Annotated in this window: 23 protein-coding genes; 17 read left to right on the top strand and 6 right to left on the bottom strand. The window is 36.7% G+C overall.

Going from position 1 to position 26,371, the window contains the following annotated elements; translation table 11 throughout:
• The first annotated feature begins 120 nt into the window (after positions 1–120).
• From BN6556_RS01350 to BN6556_RS01335, 4 genes are all read left to right on the top strand, one after another.
• Positions 121–1,647 carry a multicopper oxidase family protein gene (locus BN6556_RS01350; RefSeq protein WP_042533150.1) on the top strand — a complete coding sequence of 509 codons (1,527 nt, stop codon included), beginning with the start codon at positions 121–123 and terminating at the stop codon, positions 1,645–1,647.
• 439 nt (positions 1,648–2,086) lie between these two features.
• The gene (gene merR, locus BN6556_RS01345) at positions 2,087–2,488 is read left to right on the top strand and encodes an Hg(II)-responsive transcriptional regulator (RefSeq protein ID WP_042533153.1); all 402 of its coding nucleotides are present in this window, start codon (positions 2,087–2,089) and stop codon (positions 2,486–2,488) included.
• A gap of 38 nt (positions 2,489–2,526) precedes the next feature.
• Complete coding sequence (gene merA, locus BN6556_RS01340; protein WP_042533157.1) at positions 2,527–4,167, top strand: mercury(II) reductase; 1,641 nt, start codon at positions 2,527–2,529, stop codon at positions 4,165–4,167.
• Between the two features lie 140 nt (positions 4,168–4,307).
• The gene (locus tag BN6556_RS01335) at positions 4,308–4,523 is read left to right on the top strand and encodes a helix-turn-helix domain-containing protein (RefSeq protein ID WP_066186211.1); all 216 of its coding nucleotides are present in this window, start codon (positions 4,308–4,310) and stop codon (positions 4,521–4,523) included.
• 248 nt (positions 4,524–4,771) lie between these two features.
• Here BN6556_RS01335 and BN6556_RS01330 read toward each other — a convergent pair whose 3' ends face one another.
• Positions 4,772–5,422, bottom strand: a complete 651-nt coding sequence (locus BN6556_RS01330; RefSeq protein ID WP_042533181.1) for a hypothetical protein — start codon at positions 5,420–5,422, stop codon at positions 4,772–4,774.
• A gap of 651 nt (positions 5,423–6,073) precedes the next feature.
• Here BN6556_RS01330 and BN6556_RS01325 point away from each other — a divergent pair.
• The 4 genes from BN6556_RS01325 to BN6556_RS22435 all read left to right on the top strand — a co-directional run bounded on the left by BN6556_RS01325 (position 6,074) and on the right by BN6556_RS22435 (position 9,201).
• Positions 6,074–6,220, top strand: coding sequence for an SHOCT domain-containing protein (locus BN6556_RS01325; protein WP_042533183.1), 147 nt, complete (start codon positions 6,074–6,076; stop codon positions 6,218–6,220).
• Positions 6,221–6,276: 56 nt separating this feature from the next.
• The gene (locus BN6556_RS01320) at positions 6,277–8,028 is read left to right on the top strand and encodes a recombinase family protein (protein WP_066186208.1); all 1,752 of its coding nucleotides are present in this window, start codon (positions 6,277–6,279) and stop codon (positions 8,026–8,028) included.
• A gap of 189 nt (positions 8,029–8,217) precedes the next feature.
• Complete coding sequence (locus BN6556_RS01315; protein WP_066186205.1) at positions 8,218–8,694, top strand: NUDIX hydrolase; 477 nt, start codon at positions 8,218–8,220, stop codon at positions 8,692–8,694.
• A gap of 318 nt (positions 8,695–9,012) precedes the next feature.
• Positions 9,013–9,201, top strand: a complete 189-nt coding sequence (locus BN6556_RS22435; RefSeq protein ID WP_235817427.1) for a hypothetical protein — start codon at positions 9,013–9,015, stop codon at positions 9,199–9,201.
• A gap of 243 nt (positions 9,202–9,444) precedes the next feature.
• Here the strand turns inward: BN6556_RS22435 and hepT are convergent, their stop codons facing one another.
• Together hepT and mntA are read right to left on the bottom strand one after the other, a co-directional pair.
• The gene (hepT, locus tag BN6556_RS01305; protein WP_066186200.1) at positions 9,445–9,855 is read right to left on the bottom strand and encodes a type VII toxin-antitoxin system HepT family RNase toxin; all 411 of its coding nucleotides are present in this window, start codon (positions 9,853–9,855) and stop codon (positions 9,445–9,447) included.
• Entirely contained in the window at positions 9,848–10,258 is a 411-nt protein-coding gene (gene mntA, locus BN6556_RS01300; RefSeq protein WP_066186198.1) for a type VII toxin-antitoxin system MntA family adenylyltransferase antitoxin, read from the bottom strand. The genes hepT and mntA overlap by 8 nt, the downstream gene beginning before the upstream one ends.
• Before the next feature lie 290 nt (positions 10,259–10,548).
• On the opposite strand from mntA, the gene BN6556_RS22790 reads away from it, so the two are divergent.
• The 4 genes from BN6556_RS22790 to BN6556_RS01285 all read left to right on the top strand — a co-directional run bounded on the left by BN6556_RS22790 (position 10,549) and on the right by BN6556_RS01285 (position 18,677).
• Positions 10,549–10,776: an SDR family NAD(P)-dependent oxidoreductase gene (locus tag BN6556_RS22790; protein ID WP_066186195.1), complete on the top strand. Its 228-nt coding sequence runs from the start codon at positions 10,549–10,551 to the stop codon at positions 10,774–10,776.
• On the top strand, positions 10,730–11,020 hold the full coding sequence (locus BN6556_RS22245) for a hypothetical protein (RefSeq protein WP_162493119.1): 291 nt from the start codon (positions 10,730–10,732) through the stop codon (positions 11,018–11,020). Before BN6556_RS22790 ends, BN6556_RS22245 begins: the two co-directional genes overlap by 47 nt.
• A gap of 325 nt (positions 11,021–11,345) precedes the next feature.
• Positions 11,346–18,254 (top strand): lamin tail domain-containing protein, encoded by a 6,909-nt coding sequence (locus tag BN6556_RS01290; RefSeq protein ID WP_066186188.1) that lies wholly within the window; start codon positions 11,346–11,348, stop codon positions 18,252–18,254.
• A 156-nt stretch (positions 18,255–18,410) separates the two neighbouring features.
• On the top strand, positions 18,411–18,677 hold the full coding sequence (locus tag BN6556_RS01285; RefSeq protein ID WP_066186184.1) for a hypothetical protein: 267 nt from the start codon (positions 18,411–18,413) through the stop codon (positions 18,675–18,677).
• 91 nt (positions 18,678–18,768) lie between these two features.
• Here BN6556_RS01285 and BN6556_RS01280 read toward each other — a convergent pair whose 3' ends face one another.
• The gene (locus tag BN6556_RS01280) at positions 18,769–19,665 is read right to left on the bottom strand and encodes an AraC family transcriptional regulator (RefSeq protein ID WP_066186181.1); all 897 of its coding nucleotides are present in this window, start codon (positions 19,663–19,665) and stop codon (positions 18,769–18,771) included.
• Between the two features lie 158 nt (positions 19,666–19,823).
• Between BN6556_RS01280 and BN6556_RS01275 the strand changes: the two genes are divergently transcribed.
• The 3 genes from BN6556_RS01275 to BN6556_RS01265 all read left to right on the top strand — a co-directional run bounded on the left by BN6556_RS01275 (position 19,824) and on the right by BN6556_RS01265 (position 22,726).
• A complete protein-coding gene (locus BN6556_RS01275; protein ID WP_066186179.1) occupies positions 19,824–21,029 on the top strand; it encodes a sugar efflux transporter in 1,206 nt (401 codons plus the stop codon).
• 477 nt (positions 21,030–21,506) lie between these two features.
• Positions 21,507–22,358 (top strand): aldo/keto reductase, encoded by an 852-nt coding sequence (locus BN6556_RS01270; protein ID WP_066186174.1) that lies wholly within the window; start codon positions 21,507–21,509, stop codon positions 22,356–22,358.
• Between the two features lie 89 nt (positions 22,359–22,447).
• The gene (locus BN6556_RS01265) at positions 22,448–22,726 is read left to right on the top strand and encodes a Rossmann-fold NAD(P)-binding domain-containing protein (protein ID WP_130860291.1); all 279 of its coding nucleotides are present in this window, start codon (positions 22,448–22,450) and stop codon (positions 22,724–22,726) included.
• A gap of 406 nt (positions 22,727–23,132) precedes the next feature.
• Here BN6556_RS01265 and BN6556_RS21830 read toward each other — a convergent pair whose 3' ends face one another.
• Positions 23,133–23,333, bottom strand: a complete 201-nt coding sequence (locus BN6556_RS21830; protein WP_130860290.1) for a hypothetical protein — start codon at positions 23,331–23,333, stop codon at positions 23,133–23,135.
• Positions 23,334–23,418: 85 nt separating this feature from the next.
• Here BN6556_RS21830 and BN6556_RS01260 point away from each other — a divergent pair, with 85 nt between their 5' ends.
• The gene (locus tag BN6556_RS01260) at positions 23,419–24,105 is read left to right on the top strand and encodes an ABC transporter permease (protein ID WP_066186168.1); all 687 of its coding nucleotides are present in this window, start codon (positions 23,419–23,421) and stop codon (positions 24,103–24,105) included.
• 30 nt (positions 24,106–24,135) lie between these two features.
• Complete coding sequence (locus tag BN6556_RS01255) at positions 24,136–24,657, top strand: hypothetical protein (protein ID WP_066186166.1); 522 nt, start codon at positions 24,136–24,138, stop codon at positions 24,655–24,657.
• A 95-nt stretch (positions 24,658–24,752) separates the two neighbouring features.
• On the opposite strand, the gene BN6556_RS01250 is transcribed toward BN6556_RS01255, so the two are convergent.
• The gene (locus tag BN6556_RS01250; RefSeq protein WP_066186160.1) at positions 24,753–26,258 is read right to left on the bottom strand and encodes an alkaline phosphatase; all 1,506 of its coding nucleotides are present in this window, start codon (positions 26,256–26,258) and stop codon (positions 24,753–24,755) included.
• Positions 26,259–26,371 lie beyond the last annotated feature (113 nt).

Below are 26,371 nucleotides of genomic sequence, written 5' to 3'. Positions count from 1 at the left end.
GAAACAATAATCAAATATAATTCTTGAATCAAGTAAATTGGCTAATAGTCAAGTGTTATTGAATGTTAGCCTTTAAAGATGGATTAATATGTAAAATTTTCTTAATGGGAGTTATGGTATATGAAAAGAAAATCATTATTAATAAGTTTAATTTTTTTATTGACAATACTTGTCTTATCGGCTTGTGCAGGGAATGTTGAATCACCACCTGAAGAAAACTCAGATATGGAACAAGAGTCTGATTCCATGGAAGAAGGAATGGATCATTCATCTATGGATGATGATGCAATTGAGAATGGTCATATGAGTCATGATGAGGTGGTAAGTTTAAATGGTTCAACAGGGGAAAATGAATTGAAAATACCTCCTTTGCTTGAAAGCGATAATGAAGAAGAAGTTGTATACACTGTTCGAGCACAAGAAGGAGAGACTGAAATATTCGATGGTACTAATACGAAAACATATGGATACAATGGGTCATTTTTAGGACCAGTGCTTCAATTTGAAGAAGGCGATACGGTGAAAATTAGAACGATAAATGAGTTAGATGAGGAGACAACTTTTCATTGGCACGGGCTGGAAGTATCAGGTGAAGAAGACGGTGGGCCACATAATTCATTAAAGCCAGGAGAAGAAGAGCTGATCGAATTTGAAGTGACACAAGAAGCCTCGACGTTATGGTTCCATCCCCATCCAGAAGGGAAAACCTCTGAACAGGTTTACAATGGACTTGCAGGATTGATTTATATAGAAGATGACAACTCTAAGAGTCTTGGATTGCCAAATGAGTATGGAAAGAATGATATTCCCTTGATTTTCCAAGATAAAACATTTGATGATCAGAAACAATTGAATTACAGTGCTGCTATGAATGATGATGGAACAATCGGTGATACGTCATTGGTAAACGGGACGTTAAATCCGAAGTTGACCGTAGGGAAAGAAAAGGTTCGTCTTCGTCTCTTAAATGGGTCCAATGCGAGGAATTACACTTTTAAATTGAATACAGGGGATTCCTTTGTGCAAGTTGCAACGGATGGAGGTTTCCTGAATAAACCAGTGACACTAGATGAAATTACACTGACCCCATCAGAACGGGCGGAAATAATTATTGATTTTTCGCAGCTTAACTCTGAAGATGGGTTGGCGTTAATAAATGAGGAGGATGGTTCGATCCTTTTACCATTTGAAGTTTCTGGTCAAAGTGGAGAGGATAGCAGTATTCCAGAAGAGATGAATGATATTTCAATTACAGAAGAAGAGATGAACTTACCAGTAACAAAAAACGTGGAACTCTTTGGAATGATGGATATGGTAACGATAAATGGAAAGAAATTTGATCCGGAAAGAATTGATTTCACACAAGATCAAGGGGTCACTGAAGTGTGGGAAATTTACAATAAACCTGACATGATGGGCGGAATGATTCATCCATTTCACATTCACGGAGCTCAATTTAAAATACTTTCTCGAAATGGAGAAGAACCACCAGAAAATGAGCGGGGATGGAAAGACAGTATTTCTATTGAACCAGATGAAACAGTTAAAATAGCTATACAATTCAAGCAAAAAGGCGTGTATATGTTCCATTGTCATATTCTTGAACATGAAGACAACGGCATGATGGGACAGGTGAAGGTAGAATAGAGTATGGTCCATAATATAGCGTTAGACATGTAAAAAAGAATTATTAAGCTGCCAGTGTGATTAGTTCATACTGGCAATTTTAAAATTCATTAATCGATGAAAAAGGGGTATTTTACTTTTTTCCATGTTACATGATATCTATCAAGTCTGATGTTCAATTTATGCCCAACTTTTTACTCGCTCCATTGTAAAAAAGACGTGATATTTATAAAATATTTGAGTAATTTTCCCCATTTGGATTTTGATTTAAACGGATGTTCCTTATAAAGGACTTACTTAATCAAACAGTTAATTGTATACTGAATTTATCAAAAATTACATATATTATTTTTATAAATGTACTTAAACTAATTGGTAGGATACTTTAAAAAAAATTTAATAATATACTTGACTGTGTATCTAGATACACGGTTTATTATTTTTATAGGAGGTGAAATATGTGAGTTATCGTATTAGTGCATTTGCAGAAAAATGTGGAGTGAATAAAGAGACAATTAGATATTACGAACAAAAATCATTATTAAAGGAACCTTCTCGAACAAATGCTGGTTATCGGGTATACTCAGATAATGATGTTAGGCGAGTAGGTTTTATTAAACATATTCAAGAGCTTGGTTTCTCTTTAAATGAAATTTATAAATTACTTGGGATTGTAGATAAAGATGAAGTTCGCTGTGAAAATATGTTTGAATTTGTTTCCAAAAAAGAAAAGGAAGTACAAAAAAAAATAGAAGATTTAAAGCGAATTGAAGTCATGCTAAAAGATTTAAAACAACGGTGCCCAGATGAAAAACAACTACATGAATGTCCAATAATTGAAACACTGATTGGGGAACAATAAAAGGAATAAGAAAAAATATAGAACAGGATGATGAGTAAATGAATAAATTTAAGATAAACATTCACGGAATGACTTGTACAGGTTGTGAAGAGCATGTAGCATTAGCACTTCAAAATATAGGAGCTAATAATGTTGAAGCTAGTTTTCGTCGTGGTGAAGCAGTATTTGAGTTACCTGAGAATATTGGAGTTAAAACTGCAAACAAGGCGATTAAAGAAGCAAAATATCAACCTGGAGAAATAGAAGAAGTACCATCACAAGAAAATATGGTGCTAGGTAATGAAGGGGATTATGACTTACTTATCATTGGTTCTGGTGGTGCAGCTTTTTCGGCTGCGATTAAAGCAATTGAATATGGGGCGAAAGTAGTCATGATTGAACGTGAAACCATTGGAGGAACATGCGTGAATACAGGTTGTGTTCCATCAAAGACACTTCTTAGAGCTGGGAAAATCAATCATTTGGCTAAGGTGAATCCATTTAAAGGATTGCAAATTTCCGCGGGAGATGTAGAATTAGCACCTTTAATCAGGCAAAAAAATGAATTGGTTAATAGGCTTAGGCACCAAAAATACATTGATTTAATTAATGAATATGGCTTTGATTTAATTAAGGGTGAAGCTAAATTTATTGATAAAAATACAATTGAAGTCAACGGAGAGAAACTTTCTGCAAAGCACTTTTTAATTGCAACAGGTGCTTCTCCTTCTTTACCGGAAATTTCAGGACTTAAAGAAGTGGATTATCTAACAAGTACAACACTACTTGAATTAAAAAAGGTGCCTGAACGCTTAACGGTTATTGGTTCAGGATATATCGGAATGGAGCTTGGGCAACTATTTCATAATTTAGGTTCAGAAGTAACGCTTATGCAAAGAAGTGAACGTCTTTTAAAAGAATATGACCCAGAGATTTCAGAAGCTGTAGAAAAGGCTTTAGTTGAACAGGGTATAAATCTTGTGAAAGGGGCAACCTTTGAGTGGGTAGAACAAGTTGGAGGAAACAAAAAGATTTACGTAACGGTAAATGGTAAGAAAAAAGTTGTGGAATCAGAGCAGTTACTTGTGGCAACAGGGAGAAAACCAAATACGGATTCTTTAAATTTAAGTGCAGCAGGTATTGAAGTTGGAAAACGAAAAGAAATCGTGATAAATGATTATGCTAGGACAAGTAATGAGAAGGTTTATGCAGCAGGAGATGTAACATTGGGACCTCAATTTGTTTATGTAGCAGCCTATGAAGGTGGAATTGTTGCTGACAATGCGATTCGTGGGTTAAATAAAAAATTAAATTTGTCTGTTGTTCCTGGCATAACGTTTATAAATCCGGCAATTGCAACAGTTGGTTTAACAGAAAAACAAGCAAAAGAAAAGGGATATGAAGTCAAAACATCTGTGTTGCCTTTAGACACCATTCCAAGAGCGTTAGTAAATCATGAAACAACAGGGGTTTTTAAGCTTGTTGCTGATTCAAAAACATTGAAAGTGCTTGGAGTTCATATTGTATCTGAAAATGCAGGAGATGTGATTTATGCAGCTACATTAGTCGTTAAGTTTGGATTAACCGTAGAGGATTTAAAAGAAAGTCTTGCACCGTATTTAACAATGGCAGAGGGTTTAAAATTAGCTGCTCTTACATTTGATAAAGATGTATCAAAATTATCATGCTGTGCCGGGTAAAAACTCCTTATTGATAATAGCTTCAATTAATTGAATAAGTATAACTTCACTATTTTATGCTTTACTCGAACTATAGAATCCATTTTGATTAATCTTTTTCCAAAATGGATTCTTTTATTTAACGTAAAACACGAGTTTACATGGTATTTTTAATCAAACCTTATTTAAAAGCCACAAAGGGTGAGGTAGAAGCTATAAACGCAGTGCTTAAACATTATGAACCTTATATAAATAAACTATCGTTACGGTTAGTACAAGATGATTTTGGTGCTTCTCAAATGGTAGTAGATGATTATACACGTAGACGCTTAGAAACAAAATTAATTACAGCTATATTAAGATTTGAATTGACTTAGGGTTTTTATTCTTAAGCATTTTAATCCTCGTTCTTCCTAGTTGATATTTGATAAAGAAAGCTTTGAGAAAATTCAATGTTGTATCAGGAACAAATCAGAAATGTTTTAAATAAGAAAAGAGACAATTTGGAGGATTACAAGACAAATGATTATTATTAGCTAAAACTATCACCACTTTGTAAAGGTGATTAAAGGAAGTGGTGATAGTTTTGCAGGCCATGATGATTATAAGTTAATATTTAGCTTTTTCATTGTAACAAGTTTGCTAGGTTTATTGAGATCGTGGGCTCCTTTGCTGACTCTCTAAACATAAGTAAGATTTCATTTTTAGAATTAATTTGTTCTTCTAAACTATTTAGAAGATGATCATTTGTCATTAGTTGATTATACCTTTCTTTATTCACATTTATTGCTAAAAAGATTCCTTTTTTGTAGTTGTATCTATTAATGAATTGATCAATTTTCTTAATATCATTTAGCATATCTGTTGTAGAAAGTTTAGGGTTAGCTTTGACTTCAATAATTAAGTCTTGATTTTCATATGTACCCGGTTCATGTATTAAAAAGTCAGGGTAATATACTCCGTCTGTACTATTTACTCCAAATAATTGTGTGATTTCATCACTTACTTGAGCCTTGCGAAGTTCAGCTTGTAAAATCACTTTTTCATTCAACCTATTTTCTTCCATAATTTTACGCAATTGATGATAAAGCTCATAACAGAAAACTCGCTCATTATGCATACTCAAATATGGCATTAGCTTTTCACGCTTTTTATCCTGAGATTTAATATTATGAACATTTAACATAGAATCAATCCAATTTTGGTTTCCAAAATACACTTCTTCCACATTATTGATTGCTCTGCGAAGAAATTTAATGTATTCATGAATGTTCAAGTTTTATTCCTCCAATCCTACTTATTCTTTCCTTTAAATACATAATATCATAAACACGTTATAGCCAATTAGTATTAAATTCTTAATCGTAACAGCTTAACAAATGTAGAACATTTACCAAACACATGCAAGTTCAATTCATGATTTCTTTTTTTGGTTTTTACTCGTTTTTGGCAAAATGGTTCTTTCTATTTGTAGTAATAGCAAAGGAAGGAGAGAAAGGAAAGTCAGCATTTCTTATTTTAAAAAATAGATGTGTGGCATATGGAACTTTCCTTTTTCTTTTAGCAGTCACTTAAAGTGGGAGAATGATTTTTAACGTTCTTTGATAAAGAAAGCATGATTAATCTCATGCATTATAAATTGGAAAATCAGATACGTTCTGCTGATGAAGAGCTACTTGATTCTTGCGCCATGACTTTCTGCTGAAACGAGCGATAAACAAAGAATCTAATGTAATCGTGGTGGATTACTGGCGATGACTCATTAGCAGGATAATGATACTCCCCTACCGTCATGGTTCGAGCGTTTGGAGCGTCGCAAGCTATGAGTAGGGCTGGAAGAAATACTTGCAGGGGTGAAATTCCCGTGGAGCTGTACCAACAGCCGTCTGATTTTTTATTTTGAAATTCTTTGAGGAGGTAGGTTTTTATGAAAAAGAATTTGATTAAATACAGTATGCAAATTTCTATGTTAAAACAATTACTGACTTATAAGTTAATTTCAGAGGAAGAATATAAAATGGCAAAAAGTAAATTAATGAAAGATTATCATATTATCTCTGATATTACAGGCTGACTTTTATTTTAAATCGCCGTAGAATATTGGTAATAAAATCCAAGGAGGGATTTGTAATGTCAGAGGTTGAAATTATAAAAGGAAACAATTCCCGTTTTAGCCATCGGCGAGGCAAAGCTATTGAACAGCGTCGAGTAGCTGCATATTGTCGGGTTAGTACAGATGATGAGGATCAATTAAGTAGTTATAAGTCACAAGTTACCTATTATAAGGATTTAATTAATAACAATCCGGAATGGGTATTTGCTGGTATTTATGCTGATGAAGCGATTACAGGAACACAAACGGTTAAGCGGGAAGATTTTCAAAGAATGATAAATGACTGTATGAATGGAGATATTGATATGGTTATTACCAAATCAATATCTCGTTTTGCAAGAAATACTTTAGACACGCTTAAATACGTTCGAATGTTTAAAGAAAAAGATATTGCAGTCTTCTTTGAAGATGAAAAAATTAATACGCTTACGATGGATGGAGAATTGTTACTTGTAGTATTGAGTTCGGTTGCTCAACAGGAAGTTGAAAATATCTCTGCTAATGTAAAAAAAGGCTTAAAAATGAAAATGAGCAGAGGGGAGCTGATAGGTTTTCAAGGTTGCATTGGTTATGATTATAACCCGGAAGATAAAACGCTTACTATAAATGAAAAAGAAGCAGAAATAGTACGATATATATTTGAAAGATATGTGCAGGGTGCAGGAGGAAAGATGATAGCAAAAGAGTTGGAAGCTTTAGGCCATAAAACAAAAAAAGGCAATACAAAATGGCAAGACGCAACTATACTTCGTATTATTAAGAATGAGAAATATAAAGGTGATCTTTTAATGGGGAAAACCTTTACAGTTGATCCTATTACAAAACGTAGATTAAGTAATTTTGGAGAAGAAGATCAATACTATATAAAAAATAACCATGAACCAATTGTCAGTGCTGAAATTTTTGAAAAAGCAGAAGAGATTAGAACACGCAGGAATCGGAACAAACTTAGAGTAGACAGAAATGGTGGCAAGAGGGAAAAGTATAGTCGTAAGTACGCTTTTAGCAGTTTGCTTGAATGTCCTTATTGTGGAAGCATATTGTCGAGACGAAGTTGGCATGGTGGCAGTTCATATCATAAAATAATATGGCATTGTATGACTAGTACAAAAAAAGGAAAACAATATTGCCCAGAGAGTAAAGGGATACAGGAAGAAATAATTGAAAAAGCATTTTTAGAAAGTTATCGTCTTATGTGTAATAATAATCAAGATGTCTTAGAAGAATTTTTGGAAAGAATGGAAGAGAGTTTAAGTGTAAATATAGCATATGAGAAGGTTTCTAAAATTGAGATAGAAATTGAAGCTTTAGAGAAAAAGAAAAATAAGTTGATTGATATGCATATAGAGGGTAGGCTAGATAAAGAAACATATGAAGATAAATATAATAAGACAATCAAAAAACTCGATGACAAGAAACGAAGAAAAGCCTATTTACAATCAAGTCTTGATGATGAAAAAGATATTAAAGAACGATTGTTAGAATTTAGAAAATTACTAGAAAAAGAAAATGGTCTAAATACTTTTGATCGATATGTTTTTGAAAGTATAATAGAGAAAGTAATAGTTGGTGGTGTGGATAATGAAGGAAATGACAATCCATATAAGTTAACATTTATTTACAAAATTGGAACAGTCGATTCATTAGATGGAAATAGTTTTAAACCTCCGAGAAAAAATAAAAAAAAGGAATCTTTTAATGAATTGTATTCCAATACTGAAAACGAGGAAAACGAATTGCGTTCCAATAGCAATTACCACACATTGTGAAGTAGTCGTTTCGGTAGAACGGAAAATAATGTAGAAATCTTTAGTTTCAAGATGTTATCAATGTTTACTACATGGTGAAAATGGACGTAAAAAAGTGATAAAAAGCAGATTAATGTTTCAGTATGAGTCAATCTGGTATGAGGGAACATAATAAAATTAAAAGATCAATCTTGAGTTGGTAGGTGTAAAATGACTAAAGAGAAGTTCGAAGTGCCACTTAGATGTAAAGGGATTGCAGTGGTTTTGTTGAAAAAAATTGAACATGAGTATAAAGTGCTTCTATTAAAACGAGCAACTCCTGTTTTGCAAGATATGTGGTGTTATATTGGAGGGGGCATTGAAGAAGAAGAAAAGGCTTGGCAATCTGCATTAAGGGAAGTTGAAGAGGAAACTGCAATCACGAAGATTTCATTATACACTTCAAATAAATTCGATCAATTTTACTCACCTAATGAGAACTATATCTATATTGCACCAGTATTTGTAGGATATGTGTCTGACGAACAGGATGTAATATTAAACCATGAACATAGTGAATATAAATGGTTGAGTGTTAATGAGGCGATTGAACATGTCACCTTGCCTGGAAACGATGAAGTCCTTACTTTTATAGAAAAGCATTTTATAAAAAGTATTCCGATAGAATCGTTGCGTGTTGGGAGATAGAATAAAAATTTATTTATAAAGTAAAAGAATAATCATTATTACGGCGATGAGTCAGAACCATTATGACAATACGTGTGTCGAATTGTAATCAAAGAGAAATTATTTTTTTATAAACGTAAAAACCGTATTTCCGTGAAAAAGCTAGAGGATGAAGAAGAGCCAGAAAAGAATTTAATAAAGGTTTATGAGTAATTTGATTTTCTTCCTATGTCTAGAAATATACATGTTAGGATTATACAAAACATAAATATATAAATAAAAAAAGTAGTTAAATCTGTAGCGATTCCAACAGAGATAACAAGTATTATTTGGATTAACATGTGTAAAGGCAACTTCCCTTTAGGCTTTTCCATCATTTTAATTGATACATTATTAGCATCTCTCATTTTACCTGCTGTATTGTATTTTTTTGTGGGTGAAACAATATCAATTGATACCTTTTCAATCGTTATTGATTTACTGTGGATGATTGTTTTGCCATCCATACTAGCCATATTTATTGCTTAACGAATTCAAAAAAGGAAATATACAAACGTTCAGCAAAAAGCTTGCTCCATTTTCTAAGTTAAGCTTGTTCGCGGTTGTAATTATCAATAGTAGTGCAGTTGCCCTTTATTTGAAAGAATTTACTTGGGAACTGCTTGCTATTATTGCAGCTATGGTGTGGCTCTGTTTCTACCTTATATTCATCTGGTGTCCAATTAGCTTGATGTGATTCATTTCCTCAACTTGATATATGTAGTTACTCGCCTACTGTTGTTCCATTTTCAATATCATCTTCGTAAATTTTAAAAAATCATTGATATGTTTTTCTAAAATGGATTGTAGAATATCGAGTTCTAATGCCTGATAATCATGAACGGCAATATTCCTAAATCCGACCATATTCATTAATGTTGTAGCTAAGCTGCTATCAATTATGCCTTCCTCTTGCAAAATTTTAAATGCCGCGCGACTTGTTTTTGGAATACCGAGTTTACGTTCACTAATTAGATGCATCGCAAGGTCAATACTTGTCTCACAGGCACGTTGAATGTTTAATATAATACTATCTTGCTTGGTGAAATCGGACAAGTTTTCCGGATTATCTTCATACACTTCTTCTATACGAATTACGCATCGTTCAATCGTTGTAATTTTATTTAAAATGATATCATTCATGGCCAAACACACTCCCTCTCTCCTTAATCGCCTCAATAATCGGTGCACGTTGCTCATTTAAATTTGCATACATACTATATGCGCACATCTTCTGTCGAATATATTCATTTTCGTCTGTTATAAAAATCGGGTTACCTTGTGAAAAAATTTGCATCGTAAATACTGTATCAATTTGTTTAATATCTATTAAATCTACTTCACAGTTAGCAATTAAAGCAAGTTCATTCGTCAATATAAATCGTTCATATGAAGATAACTTTTTATCACTGAAATAAGCTAAGTCGATATCGCTTTTTTCATGATTTGTTCCTTTTGCAAACGAACCGAAAAGAAGAATAAAAGCTGGATTTAATTCCTGTTCGAGTTTCTCAATAAGTTGTTCTTTCACTGCATTTGACAGCATACATAGATCACCTACCCCTAGTCATTGAACTAACTGCTATCTTCTAATCATTTTAAAATAATAGATGTCTTACAAAAAATGGTCAAAACGTTTTTCATTCATTTGATGTCAAAGCCACCTGTTTGAACCATTATTATATAGACTTTTTAATAGTAGTATATACGAATATTATACTACTTTAAAACCTTTAAATCGATTTATTTATATATTCTAATGACTTTGTTTATGCATCTGAATGAATATGCATAAACAAAAAATTACGGGAATATATAAATGATTATACAATTTAAATGGAGGATAATAGAGGTGACACAAGAATAAGATTTTGCAAGTATAGTCTCGTCTTAATTACCGGTGCTGCCACAGGAATTGGACAAGTAATTGCTCTAAAATATGCTGAATGTAGGGCGAAAATCGCGATTGGTGACATTAATGAGGATAGTGATAAAGTTGTTCAGCAGATTAAAAATAATGAGTTTTTTGCTAGGTATGGCGCTATCACTCTTGACCATGATTAGTGTTGTTTCCGTCGTTTCTCTGTTATTCGTTTTGACCAAACATACCAGTGCTTCTTTAGGGATTATCCTTGTCTTAATGTTTGTTGCTCCAACTGTCGTGTATATGATGACCAACTTTGATCATGCATTTTTACATCTGTGGCCAGTACATTGGGATATGATATCAACCGGAATGGAATATATACTTTATCACTGGATAGGTAGGAATTTTCAACTAAATAGCCATAAAATGTTCCTAGCTTAGAATAGTACAAAGGGTATATCATATGTCAACAATTATACCGTTCTACTATTCATTTTGTAATCAGATAAGCCTTTGCGCATAAAAGGTTAGTGTACAGTAATAAAAAAGGATGTAAAATAGATGGTCACAAAAATACATCCAATAAATTTGAAGCCTCCTGCATATTCAGTCACAGATTGCAAAAGGTAACATTAGAATTTTCTTTTAGTTATTTTAGCTCGGTCCTAAAAACTTTACAGAATCTTCATGTTTTATTTAATCATGGTTAATATTCAAAATCTATAGTTAAGTTTGAATGCAAATTTAATTATGGAGGGGGAAGAGCATGGAGAGAACTTTTGCACTAATCATGGTCATTATGCTTTTATTTACGACATTCTTGCATGGAGTGGTACCCATTTCTGCAGCAACGATGAAAATGTCAGATGTAAAAGCAGGCGAACAGGATACCGAACCAGAGAAAGAACAAAAGGATTTACCCATTCAGCATGAACAGCCAAAACAGTTGACACTAAATAAGAGTTTCCAAGTAGAAGTTAGCATGCAAGAGGCAGAGGAAATTGTTTTGTTGTATAAGCAAGACGTGGATTCTGAAGAAATAGAACTGCCAATGGAACCTTCAGAGAATACAGACCGATATACAGCAGTCATTCCAGGAGAGGCTATCTCAGGTTCTAACTTAGAATATTGGTTTGAGGTCACAAATGAGGAAGAAAGTATTACTTCTTTACCGTATATTGTTGATGTAATAGAGGAAAAGCAGGAAACACAAAAAGAAGAAGATCAAGATGCTAAGTCTGTTAAAGAGTTGGCGATAGAGCACGAAGCGGTAACAAATATGGATGGCGAGGCGAATGTCACACTCAAAGCGAAGGTTAAAAATGCAGAGAATGTGATATTACAATTTGAAACAGGAGAACAGATGGCTGTGCAGGAGCTGTCGTTCACAAAAGATGAAGGAACGAATAACTATACGGTGGCAGTTCCAACAGAGTATATTTGGTCCGATCAATTTCAGTATAACATTATTGCTCAAGGTGAAGATGGGCAAGAACTGACATACCCTGAAGAAGGCTACATAGAAGCAACCGTACAAACAGAAGAACCAGAAACACAGGGACTCCCCCCTGTACTTATTACAGAAATTGCATCACAACCTGATGGTTACGGGTTTATCGAAATTTACAATAATAGTGATCATTCAATAAATGTTAAGGATTATCAACTGTCTTATCAAGAGGCAAACAACGAAACAGATCAGGTGATGGACCTGACGGAGGACAAAGTTATCCCATCCAAAGAAACATTTATCATCTGGACCCAAGATAAAGCAAGAACAATAGATGAGTTTAATACAAATTTTGATGCTGCATTAACAGAAGACCGTTTGACAATAATCGAAAGCAGCCTGGCAAATAATCATGAACAAACCATAGCGATTCGTAATGATGCAGGTGAAGAAATCGTGAGTGCTGCTTATCATAAACAGGATCAAGATAACCAGACAAGTGTTTTTCAATATCCATCTGAACAACATCATATGCGGTATGTTGGGCTTGGGGAGACAGCTACACCATTAGCGCTTATCCATGGACAAGTGCCAAGTAAACCAGTTGAGATAGAGACAGCCGATAATGAAGAAGAACAGACCACAAACACAGAAGTAGATAAGGAAATAAATACGGAAACAGACAGGGAAACAAATGCACCGTCGAACATAGAAACGGATAAGAAAGCGAATGCAGAGCTTCCTATTATGGGTGAACCTTCCATCTCTTTAACAGATGAAGTAGTTACGGTAGAAATGGAAGTAACCTCTGACGATGAATTGAAGGAAGTGCTCGTTCATGTTAGCCAAAGTAGTGCCCTTACAGAACAAGTTTTACCCATGGAATTAGCAGAAGATTCTATTTATAAACTTACCATTCCGCGCAGTCAGATTTGGAATGAGCAGATTCAGTATCATTTTACTGCGTCTATTGACAGTGATACGGTGACAACAAAAACCTATGAAGCCGTAATTCCACAACCGTCAGTTGACCCGCAAACCATGCCAAAGTTACTGGTTACGGAATTAGTACCAGATACAGTAAATAGGAATGGTGCAGACGCCTATGAGTTTATCGAGGTTTATAACAATACAGATCAGCCTATCAATATGAAGGATTACCAGATTATCTACCGCTATCCGACGGAAACGGCTGATCAGACTTGGGATATTACCGATGATAAGATGATTGCCTCACAGGAAAGTTTTATCATTTGGATTCATAATGATGGCAATCAACAGGCGACACTTGATGACTTTAATCAACAGTATGGGCTTGAGTTGACCGAGGATCAAGTGGCCATTGTTTCAAACAGCGGAATGGCCAATGGAAGTGAGCGAACATTGATTGTTGCAGATGAATTTGGCAATGAAATTGTCCAAGCTTCCTATAATGATGGCACGAATGATGTATTTACCGATCAGGGTATTATGTATAAATATCCGGAAAAAGGAGTTGATATGCAAAAGGTTGGTGTTGCAGAAAGTGTTTCTCCACTGACCGTTTTCCCAGAGCAAGTACCTCAAGATCCTGTGAAGGTGCAAACGGAGGCAGAGTTACCAGAGATTGGCGAACCTGACATAGACGTGACAGATGAAGAAATAACGATGCAGCTTGAAGTGACTTCCGAGCAAGCTTTACAAGGGGTTAATCTTTATGTAAGCCAAGCAGAATCCATGGGTTTTGATTCCGTTATGATGGAAGAGACAGAAACTGCTGGCATCTATATGGCGAGTATCCCTCGTACAGAAATATGGAGTAATAAGTTGCACTACTATATTGTAGCATCGAACCAAGCAGGCAAAGCAACGTCAGAACATGCCGAGTTCGATCTTCCACAAGCGCAAATAGACTATCAATCCGTCCCATCCCTATTTATAACAGAAGTGGTGCCGGATTCAACCAATGCAAATGGTTCGGATGCCTATGAGTTTATAGAAGTATATAATAATACAACAGAGGCGATTAATTATCAGGATTATACCGTGCGCTATCGATATCCTAATACCGGACCAGCAGGAGATGTACTTTGGAACACACCTTCGGATCAGAAGGATATTATGATTCCGTCTGGGGAAACAGTTGTTTTTTGGATTATTAATTCGGGGAATCCTGATTTGACAAGCGTGGATTTTAACAACCATTACGGCACAAACCTGACAGAAGGTGCGAATTTAATAAAAATATATAATAGCGGTATGTCCAATAGTGCAGAGCGTTCCCTTGTGATGGCAACAAAAAGTGGAGATGAACTTTCTAATGTAACTTATATGGATGAGGTCGGAGTAGATGACACGATTGCTAATAAAGGTGTTTTATTCCGCTATCCTAGTGATGGTAGTCAATCGTTAAGAAAGATCAGTGCAGGTGCTTTGGACGCCACACCTGGAGAAGTGATGCCAGAGCAAATACCGGAAGAAAAAGTACAATTGGCTGAGGACACTGTGCAACCGAACATTGAAGATACAACAGGAAAAGAAACGATAACGTCAGAGGAAGCTGCTCAAATTACAGCAACTATCACAGACGATATCCGAGTGAAATCTGTTAGTCTTTTTTACCGTACAATGGCTGGCGAGAGCTTTAGACAAGTAAACTTGGAACGACAAACAGATAATACGTATGAACATACTATTTACGAACCAGAACTAATTGGACAGCAGGAACTTGAATATTATTTTGAGGCATCGGATGGACGTAATCAAAGCTCTACTGAAATAAAAACCATTCCCATTGAACATGAGAATGTAGAAACAGGACTTCGTTTAAATGTAGAGGAAGATGAATTACTTGCTGGTGAAAAAGTCATCAAAGCGACAGAAGATGCGTATACTGAGAATCTGCAATTGTTCCTTGATAACGAACTAGTGACAGATACGTTTATGGCAATGGAAAAAGAAGCTTATTTTGCCTTTGATGTAAGTGAAACAAACATTTATTTCAAAAATGGGGTGACAATGGGCGATGAAATTTTAGAAATTTTTGATGATACGTATACGGATTTTGTTACTCTAACGGTTCCTATTCCTCCAGATATGTTGGCACCGGGGGAGAATACTATCACGATCCGTGCTGGAAATAAGGTAAGTCCATTTGATGAAACATCCGCGGAAAATCGGGATGATTTTACCATCAAAAACGTTCGCTTGGTATTGGAAGATGGCACTGTCATTTATGATCCAGACTACTCGAATCCAGAAACGAATTATGCTATCGGTGACAGCACTGGAAAAGATCCGGTTTACGATTTCCATTTTACGCTGGACCAAGATAAATTTGCTTCCCTTGCCTATTTATTTGACACAACCACCGTTGCAGATGGGACACATGAAATAAAGGCAGCATTAGGTGATGACGACACAACAGCAAATGTGATAGTGGATAATACGGCACCAGTCATCAAGCCAAGTATAGAAGAAGGAAAAGAGTTTAAGGGTGACTTTACCATCCATGCAGGAACGGAAGACGCCAGTGATGTGGAAGTAATGACGGCAACATTAGATGGAGGCAATATCACACTCCCTTATGAAACATCGTCTGCACAGCTTTCACCAGGTGAACATGAAGTCATCTATACGGCGACAGATGCAGCAGGAAATACCGGAACAGAGACCGTAACATTCCTTGTCGCAGAGGAACATCCTTGGCTTCCAGATTGGATGGAGAGCCAGCCGGATGCAGTAGAAGCAGATTTATCAGTGAAGGTAAATGATCCAACTGGTGACAAGATGAAAGTTGATTTTTATCAATCGTATCAGTACACGTCAGAGGACACAGAAAATCTCACCATTTCGCAAAATAGTGTGAGTACAGAGCCACCGGGAGAATTTTCACCAGAAGGAGAAACACATTTTACAGAAGGGGAACGGACACATCTCACCGATTTGAACGGCAAAGAAGTGGTAACGGAATCAACAACGGAGTTTCCCTATCATCGCTTTGACGTGACCGTTGATGAAAATGTTCAGCCTGATGATGAAATCGAGATGGTATGGAATGGCTCATCATTAGAAGGTCGAAAGGTAACGATGTATGCTTGGAACCATACTACCAATGGCTGGGATGAGCTTACATCGGTCATTGCTGGTGAAAAGGCCTTTGAACTGATTGGTTCGGTGACGGGTGAGGCATACTTACAAGATGGTAAGGTAAGTGTCATTGTTCAAGACCAAATAGCGAATCCTGGAGAAGATTTCACTTTTGTATGGATGTCGGATACCCAGTACTACGCGGAGAGCTATCCAAATATTTATCAAGAACAAGTGGATTGGATAGCAGCCAATCAAGAAGAACTGAATCTTGAGTATGTCATCCATACCGGAGATATCGTTAATATTTGGGATGATTTTGATCAATGGGAAGTTGGAGATAAGTCAATGAAAGTTCTTGATGATGCCAACATACCATATGGTGTTCTAGCTGGAAATCATGACGTCGATCAAAAGGATAATAATTATACAAATTATTATACGTACTTTGGCGATCATCGGTTTGCAGATCGACCTTATTTTGCCGGGTCTTATGAGAATAATCGGGGACACTATGATCTTATTTCGGTGAATGGGAATGACTTTATTATTGCTTATATGGGATGGGGAGTCGATCAGGCTGGTATTGATTGGCTGAATAATGTATTAGAAGAGCATCCAAACCATAAAGCGATTCTGGGCTTTCATGAATATTTGCTAGCCAGTGGTACAAGAGGTCCGATCGGAGATGAGCTTTTTGAGAAAGTGGTGGTACCAAACGAGAATGTGCAAGCTGTTCTCTCTGGCCATTATCATAATAGCCAGAAATTAATCGATGAAATAGATGATGATGGCGATGGTGTTGCGGAGCGCACGGTTTATCAATTGCTCGCTGACTATCAAGGTGGTCCAGAAGGCGGCCAAGGATATATGCGGCTGTTAAACTTCAACATGGAGACCAATCAAATGGAGGTTCAGACCTATTCTCCTTATATGGATGAATACAATTACTATGATCCAGAAGAACATCCAGAGAAAGATGCGTTTAATCTGGACTGGGATTTAGAACCTCAGTTGAAAAAAGTCGCCACAGACTATGTCGAGGTAAATGTGTATACTGATCATTTGATTGATTCCGTTGAGCAAGTCGACAGCGGGGCAACAGCCACAGCCGTCTGGGAAAACTTAGCCCCAAATAGTGAATATTTCTGGTATGTTATCGTAACAGATGACTTCGGTGGTAAGGTTCGTTCAGATATTTGGAGCTTCCAAACCATTGATGGAGAAATCATTGAACCGCCAGAACCAGAAGTACCAGAGGTTCCTAATCCAGAAGAGCCAGGTGAAAACCCTGATGATGAAAATGGAGAAGACACTGGTGGTGTAAATGACGGTGATTCTGGTGCTGATGAAAATAACAAGAACCCTGATGAAGATCCGAATGAGGCACTGCCTAACAATAAAAAGCAAACCATTTTACCTGAAGTACAAAATAACCAAGCTATACTTGATGATAATGTATTCCATGAAATAATCAGTGATGGTAATATCATCGTTGATCTGAATGCCTATGCAGACCTAACCATCGTTGAACTGAAATTAATGGAGGAACAAGTTGATCTAATAAAAGAAAAGAATATCATGCTAACGATTCAAAAAGGTGATCTATCACTGGATATCCCAGCGTCTGCATTTAATGAGTCAGGCGATGTTATCATTAAGGTGGAACGCTTGAAACAAATCGAAGATGCGTTGAGTAACGTATATGACATTACCGTGACGCAAGATGATACACAGATTAATCAATTTGCAGAACCAATTACTTTCACGTTAGACGTCTTCACTGACAAGGTTACCATCCCTGAACATCTTCATTTATATTATTCCAATGAGGATGTGAAAGAATGGGAACTAGTTAACGGAAGTGAATTCGCCAATAATCAAGTAACTGCTCCCGTACACCATCTGAGTATATTCGCAGCATTTGAGGAGATAGATGAACACGAGGAATCTACTCCAGTGATGGGTGATCAATCTGATACAGACAAAACATCTGATAGTGAAGGTAAAGGATCAAATGCTGATTCTAAATGGTTTATGCCGAACACAGCTACGAATATGTTTAATTATTTATCGATTGGTTTATTACTTATCATAATCGGTGTGTGTATTTGGTTTATAAGGTTTTATAGAAGACAACGATCGTTGGATGGATAAGATACGTGAAAGAGCTTCAGTTATGGCTGGAGCTCTTTTTATCTGAATAAGCTCAATTTTTTTTTGAAAATATGCATAAAGAAAATAGGCTTGTTGAAAATAAATAAGGAAACAGTCAGTCAAATAATCATTGATAAAGGAAAGGATAGGGTGAAAATGAAAGATAAACCAAAAAAAGATCAATATGAAGATTTTAAGAATGTGCAATCACAGAAAGAGGATTTGACTTCGGAGGAGCTTCCAGAAGGACCTTATGGATCAGCACTGGAAGGTTCTTTAGGGAAGAGTGATAATTGGGAAGAAGGTCAGCATGTAACGAGCGCTTTCACCTATGAAAACCGAGAATTACATGCAGGAGATAAACGGAAATATCCAGGAGCACATCCCACTCATTCGAAAGGTAAAGGGAAAGAGGCGGATTAATCCAAGGGATACCAGAAAGCTACAGGAGAGATTGTTACTGCAGTGGCAGGTCATGTATCTGCTACACTGTGACCAATAGTCTCTTCTACCTTTATGTTATCTTCAAGCGCCGCACGTCTTCTTTTGGCGGGAATCCAAACATACGGACATATTCCCGACTAAACTGAGTGGGGCTCTCGTAACCTACTCGAAAGGCAACATCTGCCGCATCCCCAGACTCAGATAATAATAAATTTCGAGCTTCTTGTAGCCGAAGTTGTTTTTGATATTGAATAGGACTCATAGCAGTTATTGCTTTAAATGTACGATGAAAAGAAGACACACTCATATTGGCCATTTCTGCAAGTTCTTCGATTTTAAAAGCATCGGTATAATGTTGCATAATATGTTTGATGACATGGTTAATTTGGTGAGTGGAGCTTCCTTCAATGGCAATTTGCTTCAGAGCTTCTCCATGTTCTCCTCGCAACACTCGATAGATAATTTCTTTTGTAATTAATGGTGCAAGAATTGGGATATCTTCTGGAGTATTTAACAAGTGAACCAGCCGATTGATAGCATCTAATAATGGTGCTTCTATTCTGTTGACATACATCCCTCGCCTTGCTTTTTGTTTTCTAGCAGGGTTCATTTGATATTCACGTAATACTTCTAAAATATCCTTTGGTGTAAATATTAGTTTGATAGCTAAGTAAGGCTGATCTGGTGAAGCCTTGGTGACGCTGACGCTGGCCGGTAAATCAACAGAAGAAATTAGATAATCGCTCGGGCCATAGGTATAGTGTTCTTTGGCTAGAAATACTTCTTTCATACCTTGAGCGATAAAGCATAAAGAGGTACTATAAGTTCCATAATTTGGGCCGATTGTGGTAGGAGTGCGAGAGAAGAATAGATTGGGTACTGCTGTTGTATGTGTTCCATCTTGTGTGGAATGACGTTCAATGAGTTGGGCGATTTCTTTCTGCTGTCCACTGATTTGTTCAGACATTAGAAAATTCCTCCTTGCGTTATTGGTTATGGTTATTCCTACAATATAACCCATATAAGAGTATTAGGCAATCATTTAGCGGAAATAGGCTACCATTTCCTTTCTTTTTTGTTGCATAATAAAAAGAGAAAATAGATGTATGTAGGGGAGTGGAAGTATTGCTAAGCCGATTCAAAGAGTTATTTCAAATTAAACATTTTGGCCTTTTTATTATCTGTATGTTATTAGTAGGCACAAGCGTTTCGATTACGATGCCGTATCTTTCCTTATATGGTACAGGTGTCATCGGTATGAGCACGGGGACATTTGGGATATTTATGGCGATCAGTTCTCTATCTGGAGTAATTGCTAATACGATGATTGCCAATTATTCCGATAATGGGATGGATCGCAAGTGGCTTATTTTGGCGGCAATGCTTTCTTCTGCTTGCGGTTATGCGTCCTATTTGGTGTTTGAATCGTTTTTAGGATTGCTACTTTCCGTTAGTTTCTTTAATGGACTGGGTGCTGCAGCGATGCCGCAAATGTTTGCTTATGCCCACGAATCCGCCAGTGAAAGTAACTCAGATGATAAGACGTTCGCCAAATCCACCTTGCGTTCCTTATTCTCATTAGGATTTTTAATTGGACCATTGTTTGGAACTTTGTTGTTGGCAGCCTTTGATTATAAAGGCCTTTTTCTGGGTACATCCACTATTTTTGTCCTCCTTGCTTTACTCGTTTTTATTTTTTTGCCAAAACGTAAAATGACAATGATACGAAAACCCGAGACTAAACGGCCAACTTTATTTTCAACAGAAACGAAGCGATTATTTCTACCATTCTTAGCTTTTATCTTGCTTTTTTCCGTAAATGCGGTTAATGGAATGAATACACCATTATTTGTGATACATGAATTAAATGGAAGTCATGCCGATGTAGGTCTGATGGTTGGTTTATGTGCGGGACTGGAAATTCCTATTATGTTAACCTTTGGAGCATTAGGCAAAAAAATAGCTAATCATCATATTGTACTTATCGGTTGTGTAGTTTCGATGCTTTATTTCTCTGTCTTGGGAATGGCGACAGCTTCCTGGCAGTTGATTGCCGCCCAAGTTCTCCAAGCCACGTTTGTTGCCGTTGTGATGGGAAATGGGTTAAGTTATTTTGCCGATTTCCTTCCTGATTCTCCTGGAGTTGCGGCAACACTCTATGCCAATGCCAGTACGCTTGGGAGATTAGGCGGTAATCTGTTGGGTGGATTTGGAGCAGAAGTGGCAGGGTTTCGTTACTTGAACTGGGTATGTGTGAGTGTTGTCCTTCTCTCCTGTTTCCTTCTTTTGGTGAAGCGGCCGAGGCAAATGACGGAAAGAGAAGGACCGTAACGGTAATTCAGCTCAAAACTTGGAGGAAGAAACGTGTTCATCAACCAATCAGGCAGCTATTAGTTACTGAATTTGCCGCTTAAAAACATTGCTTTGTACATACTAATTGGTCACAGGATAGCTGGCTGTGAGATTCTAAGGAGATCAAACAGCCAGTACAACCCGATTGATTCAACTAATTGTATCTTTATATTGAGAAATAAGACTGTTATAATGATCGACTTTATTATCCAGTTTGATCAAGGTAGCGTCTATTTCTTTTTTTTCGATCGCGTAGTTTATCTCGTTCATCCATTAAAAGCTGTTGTCTTTCTTGTAATGTAGCATCTTCTTGAACATAAGAGGATTAGGCAATCATATAACATGAATAGGCTACCGTTTAGCTTCTCCTATGGTTCATAATAAATATGAAGCTATTGGAAGACCTACACTATGTTATCGAAAAGGATGGCTGAATATACAAAGGAGGAATTTATCATGAGAAATGTAACATTGAATAACGGAGTGGAAATGCCAATATTAGGATTTGGTGTATTCCAGATTCAAGATGAAGAAGAGTGCGAACAAGTGGTATATGATGCAATTAATACCGGCTATCGACTTATTGATACGGCAGCGTCCTATTTGAATGAAGCAGCAGTTGGTAGAGGGATTAAGCGAAGTGGTGTGCCGAGAGAAGAATTATTTATCACAACGAAACTTTGGGTGCAGGATACGGGTTATGAAGCTACCAAGAAGGCTTTTGACAATTCATTAAAAAGACTACAATTAGATTATTTAGATTTGTATTTGATTCACCAGCCTTATGGTGATGTACACGGTGCTTGGCGTGCGATGGAAGAACTGTATCATGAAGGAAAGGTAAGAGCAATCGGAGTGAGTAATTTTCAGGAAGATCGTCTCATGGATATCATCGTTCAAAATGAAGTAACTCCTGCCGTCAACCAAGTGGAAACACACCCATTCCATCAACAGATAGAAAATGCAGCCTTTATGAAAGAAAACAATGTGCAAATAGAAGCATGGGGACCATTTGCAGAAGGTAAAAATAATATGTTCCATAACGAGACATTGGCAGAAATAGCTGAGGAACACCACAAATCTGTCGCACAAGTCGTGTTGCGTTGGTTAACGCAACGAGACGTTATTGCTATTCCGAAATCCGTGCGTAAAGAAAGAATGGTAGAGAATTTCAATATCTTTGACTTTGAATTAAGTGAGAAAGATATGGGCAAGATTGCAACGTTAAATGAAAAAGAAAGCTTGTTCTTTTCCCACCGTGATCCGGAGATGGTTAAAGCGCTTAGTACGCGGAAACTAGATATTTAAACGATTATAACAGGTCAACTAATCATACTTTCTGCTAAGCGGAAAGTATGATTTAACTTGTTAGCGAATCAGAACAGAAAGGTGGAAAAATGATGAAAGTATTAATTCTAGGAGCTGCCGGACAAGTGGCAGGCCAGTTACGTGATAATTTGTTACAGGATACCAATAATTCTCTAGTACTTTATGCAAGAAACGCTCATCAACGTTTAACGATAAAAGATGAAACAGTGATTAGGGGTATTGACAGAATAATAATAAAAATACAGTATGAAAGAAAAGAAGATACAACAACAAATTGCACGAAGCAAATATTAAATGAAAAAGCCACTTTTGCAACAGCGACCTTTGGATTAATACGATGCAAATAGAAGAGATCAATATATTCCGCATCTAAATGTTGAAGTGCTTCATTCATCGCTTCGGTTATTTATTTTCTATATTTCCAAACAATTATTTTAAATAAAAAAACTCCATTACTATTTAGAGTAAAGAAGTTTCTGATTTCGATTGTCTGCTTTATCCGTAAAGATAGCTATTTCTTTCCATTGAATTCTGCTAACGTTACCCGTAACTGCTCATCTAAAATTTCTTTTCATTTCTTATACTTTTCATCCTGCTAAATGAATAATAATAAATCTCCATACCTAAAGAGTCTTTCTTTTCATCCAAAAATAATGTGTTAAAATTTAGAGAATACGTATAAAAATAGTAGCCAGGTGAAAGCGGTATTAAGATGTACTGCAAATTATTCTGAAACGAAGCAAGAAGACCATGTTATCCATTATAAGGACCTGAAGGTGGACATCCATAATTATTCCGTTGATAAAAATGGTAAGGAAAGGTGCTCAAAAAATCTGTTAAAACAACAATCATCACCTCTGTTATCATTGCCATTTGTTTCGGTATAAGTAACGAAGAGCTGCCAGACCTATCCATCCGTTCTTTCCTTGTCAGGTCATCGATATTTATCGTCATTGGTGCTGCTGCCACGTATTTATCGATAAGAAATATGGAACATAAGGATGTATTTTAATGATAATAGGAAGAGGGGTGAGGAAAAATGTTTAAGTTAATGCGTTTGGAAATGAAAAAATTAAATGTTGCGCGGTATGTAAGGAACGCTTTAGCAGCATGCTTGGCTATTAGCGGATTTTTATTCTTCATGTTATATGTCGACAGGGAGTTGTATACTGCTAGCAGTACAGATTTCTTCTTCTTAGTTGATAGTATTACAAGAATGGTGTTCATTGTATTCTCAGGTGTATTAATTTCAAGATTAGTTATTGAAGAATATAATGACAAAACCATCACTTTGATGTTTACGTATCCAGTTAGCCGAAAAAAATTAATGTGCTCCAAGTTATTGATGATCATATGCTTTACTTTTTTCTCGATACTCCTATCACGAATTTTTGCAACTGTTGTTTTAACGATGTTAGATAACAACTTGCATTTTATCGAGGGGAACATCACGATTCAAATGGTGATAGAGCATTTTAGAAATACAACCCTATATGATTTTTCTGCCAGCGGTATCAGCTTAGTTCCCCTATTTTTGGGATTGCTTAAAAAGTCGGTTAGAACGACGATTATTACATCCATTATCATTGCAGCTTTTTTCGGTGCAAGTAATGAAGACCTATCGATAGGTTCCATTATTGGTGTACCTGTGACATTTACCATCATTGGTGTGGTTGCTTCGTATGTATCGATAAGAAATATAGAGCATAAGGATGTACTTGAATGACGATCAAATCATCAATAGGAGGTAAAAGTGATGAGACAAGAACACATTTATCTGCTATTTACCAACACGGGTACATTACTGACCAAGGCTATTGGATTGTACACGAAAGCAGAATATAATCATGTTTCCGTGGCCTTGGATGTAAATTTAAATGAAACATACAGCTTTGGCAGAAAGCATCACCGTAACCCTTTTTGGGGCGGGTTCGTGAAAGAAAATATACAAGAGAGGTTCTTTCTAGAAGCAGACTGCTCGATTTATGCTTATCCTATTAATGCCAAGCAAATTAAAAAACTGCAAGGAACATTAAACTTTTTTAGGAGCAGGGAAAACACTTATCACTATAACCTATGGGAGCTATTTGGCTTAATGTTTAATAAGCCAATCCAACGCTCCAATGCATACTTCTGTTCTCAGTTTGTAGCTTATCTGTTGATAGAAGCTGGTATTGTTTCCTTTGATAAGCCGCCAGAGCTTATCACACCACAGGATATTCAACAGTTACCAGGCTTGATTGCCATTTATCAAGGGAAATTACAAGGGGCGGTGTAAATTAATGGTAGAAAAAACCCTTGTGCATGTTAGTAGAATTCGCATGCACAGGGGTTTTTCAATGAAATCTGGTCATCTATCATTTGGTTAGAAACTTATCTGACATACACTTCATCTCCTGGATAAATTAAATCTGGATTTGGAAATTGGTTGATCTCCTGTAGGGTTGTCCATAAATAATTATAGGTGAGTCCAATTTCAAATAAGGTATCTCCAGGTTGTACTATATATGTCGTTCCTTCTGACTGCTTTTGGCTGATGTCTCCGTGAAAGTGGGCGCCAATAGCCTTTGCTATGATTTTTGGTAAATCGGTATTATCATGGAATCCAGTGAATTGATCAGCTCCAGGACCATATGCGTAGAGGGGTAAATCCACTCCAGTGTGATTGGTGCTTGTCCATCCGACATTAGCCTTTGAGCTGATGACGGCATTGATGGCCATTTTAGGATCCTCTGCTTCTTGGATCGATTGAACCTCTTCTTCTGATAACTCCATACCTGAATACTGATTCACAACCTCACTCGCATTGGAGCGATCTTCATTTAATTCGGCTGCTATATTCTCACCAGTTGCGGTTACACTTTGAAGCAGTTCTGGATTGGCTGTTCCAGAACCATTGGCACCTGCCGTCATTCCACCTGTTTCATGATCTCCTCCAACAACTACCAGCGTATTCCCGTCTTTTTCAGCAAAATCGATCGCTGCTTGAACAGCGGCTTCAAATGCTGCTACATCCGTCATCGCCCATGCAGCATCGTTATCGTGGCCAGCCCAGTCAATTTGGCTACCTTCTACCATAAGAAAAAAACCATCTTCATCTTTTTTTAGTGTATCAATGGAGATTTGCGTCATTTCTGCAAGACTAGGTTCTTCTTCGGTGTCACGATGCAGCTCAGGGGACAAGGCTTCATCAGCGAATAAACCTAGCATTCTTTCATTGTTTACATCGATGTCTGCTTCCATCAATTGATTACGATTTTCTACCAGCTGATATCCTTGTTCCTCCGCTTGCTGGAGCACATGGGCTTCTTCCTGATTTCCACCTTCTGATTCTGGTAGGAAATTGTTTTTGCCGCCGCCAAGTAACACATCAATCTCATTATCTATTAACTGCCTGGCAATTTCCGTTTCATTGTTTCGATCATCTACATGCGCACCAAAGGCAGCCGGGGTTGCATGGGTAATAGTAGACGTGGCAACAAGGCCTGTTGACATGCCTTGATCTTTTGAGGCTTCTAAAATAGTCTGCTGTGTATTGCCTTCTGGATCTATTCCAATGGTACCGTTATTCGTTTTCACTCCCGTTGACATGGCTGTTCCTGCTGCTGCGGAGTCTGTAATGTTGGAATCAGCGGAGTGTGTAGAAAACATGCCTTGTAAATGTGGATCCCACACGGCCTCTTCACCCTTGAAATAACGATAATTGGTTGCGTAATCAGCGTTAAAGCCGTCTGGGATCATGTAAATGATATTTTCTGCTTTACCATTTTCCTCCCTATTGTTCATCTGGCTGTTTCCATCTGCGTTAACGGACGTAATATTAATGCTAGAGAAGATTAGTCCTGCACTTAACGCAGCAAATCCAAGCTTTCGTATCATTCCTTCATCCTCCTTCTAAATGGAACCTAGTCTCATTGTAGGGGAAGAATTTTAACGAAATATGAATGGAATGTAAATAGTATGTAATTTATATATAAGTTGAACTTATAAAT

Origin of the sequence: Gracilibacillus timonensis (genome assembly GCF_900086715.1) — a bacterium.
In the GTDB taxonomy this organism is placed as follows: Bacteria; Bacillota; Bacilli; order Bacillales; family Amphibacillaceae; genus Gracilibacillus; species Gracilibacillus timonensis.
The sequence above is the reverse complement of the archived record's forward strand: the minus strand, read 5'-3'. Positions and strand labels throughout refer to the sequence as shown.

Excerpts from the sequence above, each read along its gene's own strand:
- mntA (WP_066186198.1), bottom strand. The coding sequence starts at position 10,258 with ATGCTGTCAAATGCAGTGAAAGAACAACTTATTGAGAAACTCGAACAG.
- BN6556_RS01320 (WP_066186208.1), top strand. The coding sequence starts at position 6,277 with ATGTCAGAGGTTGAAATTATAAAAGGAAACAATTCCCGTTTTAGCCAT.
- BN6556_RS01315 (WP_066186205.1), top strand. The coding sequence starts at position 8,218 with ATGACTAAAGAGAAGTTCGAAGTGCCACTTAGATGTAAAGGGATTGCA.
- BN6556_RS01250 (WP_066186160.1), bottom strand. The coding sequence starts at position 26,258 with ATGATACGAAAGCTTGGATTTGCTGCGTTAAGTGCAGGACTAATCTTC.
- BN6556_RS01280 (WP_066186181.1), bottom strand. The coding sequence starts at position 19,665 with ATGTCTGAACAAATCAGTGGACAGCAGAAAGAAATCGCCCAACTCATT.
- hepT (WP_066186200.1), bottom strand. The coding sequence starts at position 9,855 with ATGAATGATATCATTTTAAATAAAATTACAACGATTGAACGATGCGTA.
- BN6556_RS01255 (WP_066186166.1), top strand. The coding sequence starts at position 24,136 with ATGAGACAAGAACACATTTATCTGCTATTTACCAACACGGGTACATTA.
- BN6556_RS22435 (WP_235817427.1), top strand. The coding sequence starts at position 9,013 with ATGTGTAAAGGCAACTTCCCTTTAGGCTTTTCCATCATTTTAATTGAT.
- BN6556_RS01350 (WP_042533150.1), top strand. The coding sequence starts at position 121 with ATGAAAAGAAAATCATTATTAATAAGTTTAATTTTTTTATTGACAATA.
- BN6556_RS01285 (WP_066186184.1), top strand. The coding sequence starts at position 18,411 with ATGAAAGATAAACCAAAAAAAGATCAATATGAAGATTTTAAGAATGTG.
- BN6556_RS01335 (WP_066186211.1), top strand. The coding sequence starts at position 4,308 with ATGGTATTTTTAATCAAACCTTATTTAAAAGCCACAAAGGGTGAGGTA.
- merA (WP_042533157.1), top strand. The coding sequence starts at position 2,527 with ATGAATAAATTTAAGATAAACATTCACGGAATGACTTGTACAGGTTGT.
- BN6556_RS22245 (WP_162493119.1), top strand. The coding sequence starts at position 10,730 with ATGAGTTTTTTGCTAGGTATGGCGCTATCACTCTTGACCATGATTAGT.
- BN6556_RS01260 (WP_066186168.1), top strand. The coding sequence starts at position 23,419 with ATGTTTAAGTTAATGCGTTTGGAAATGAAAAAATTAAATGTTGCGCGG.
- BN6556_RS01325 (WP_042533183.1), top strand. The coding sequence starts at position 6,074 with ATGAAAAAGAATTTGATTAAATACAGTATGCAAATTTCTATGTTAAAA.
- BN6556_RS01265 (WP_130860291.1), top strand. The coding sequence starts at position 22,448 with ATGATGAAAGTATTAATTCTAGGAGCTGCCGGACAAGTGGCAGGCCAG.
- BN6556_RS01290 (WP_066186188.1), top strand. The coding sequence starts at position 11,346 with ATGGAGAGAACTTTTGCACTAATCATGGTCATTATGCTTTTATTTACG.
- BN6556_RS01270 (WP_066186174.1), top strand. The coding sequence starts at position 21,507 with ATGAGAAATGTAACATTGAATAACGGAGTGGAAATGCCAATATTAGGA.
- BN6556_RS21830 (WP_130860290.1), bottom strand. The coding sequence starts at position 23,333 with ATGACGATAAATATCGATGACCTGACAAGGAAAGAACGGATGGATAGG.
- BN6556_RS22790 (WP_066186195.1), top strand. The coding sequence starts at position 10,549 with ATGGAGGATAATAGAGGTGACACAAGAATAAGATTTTGCAAGTATAGT.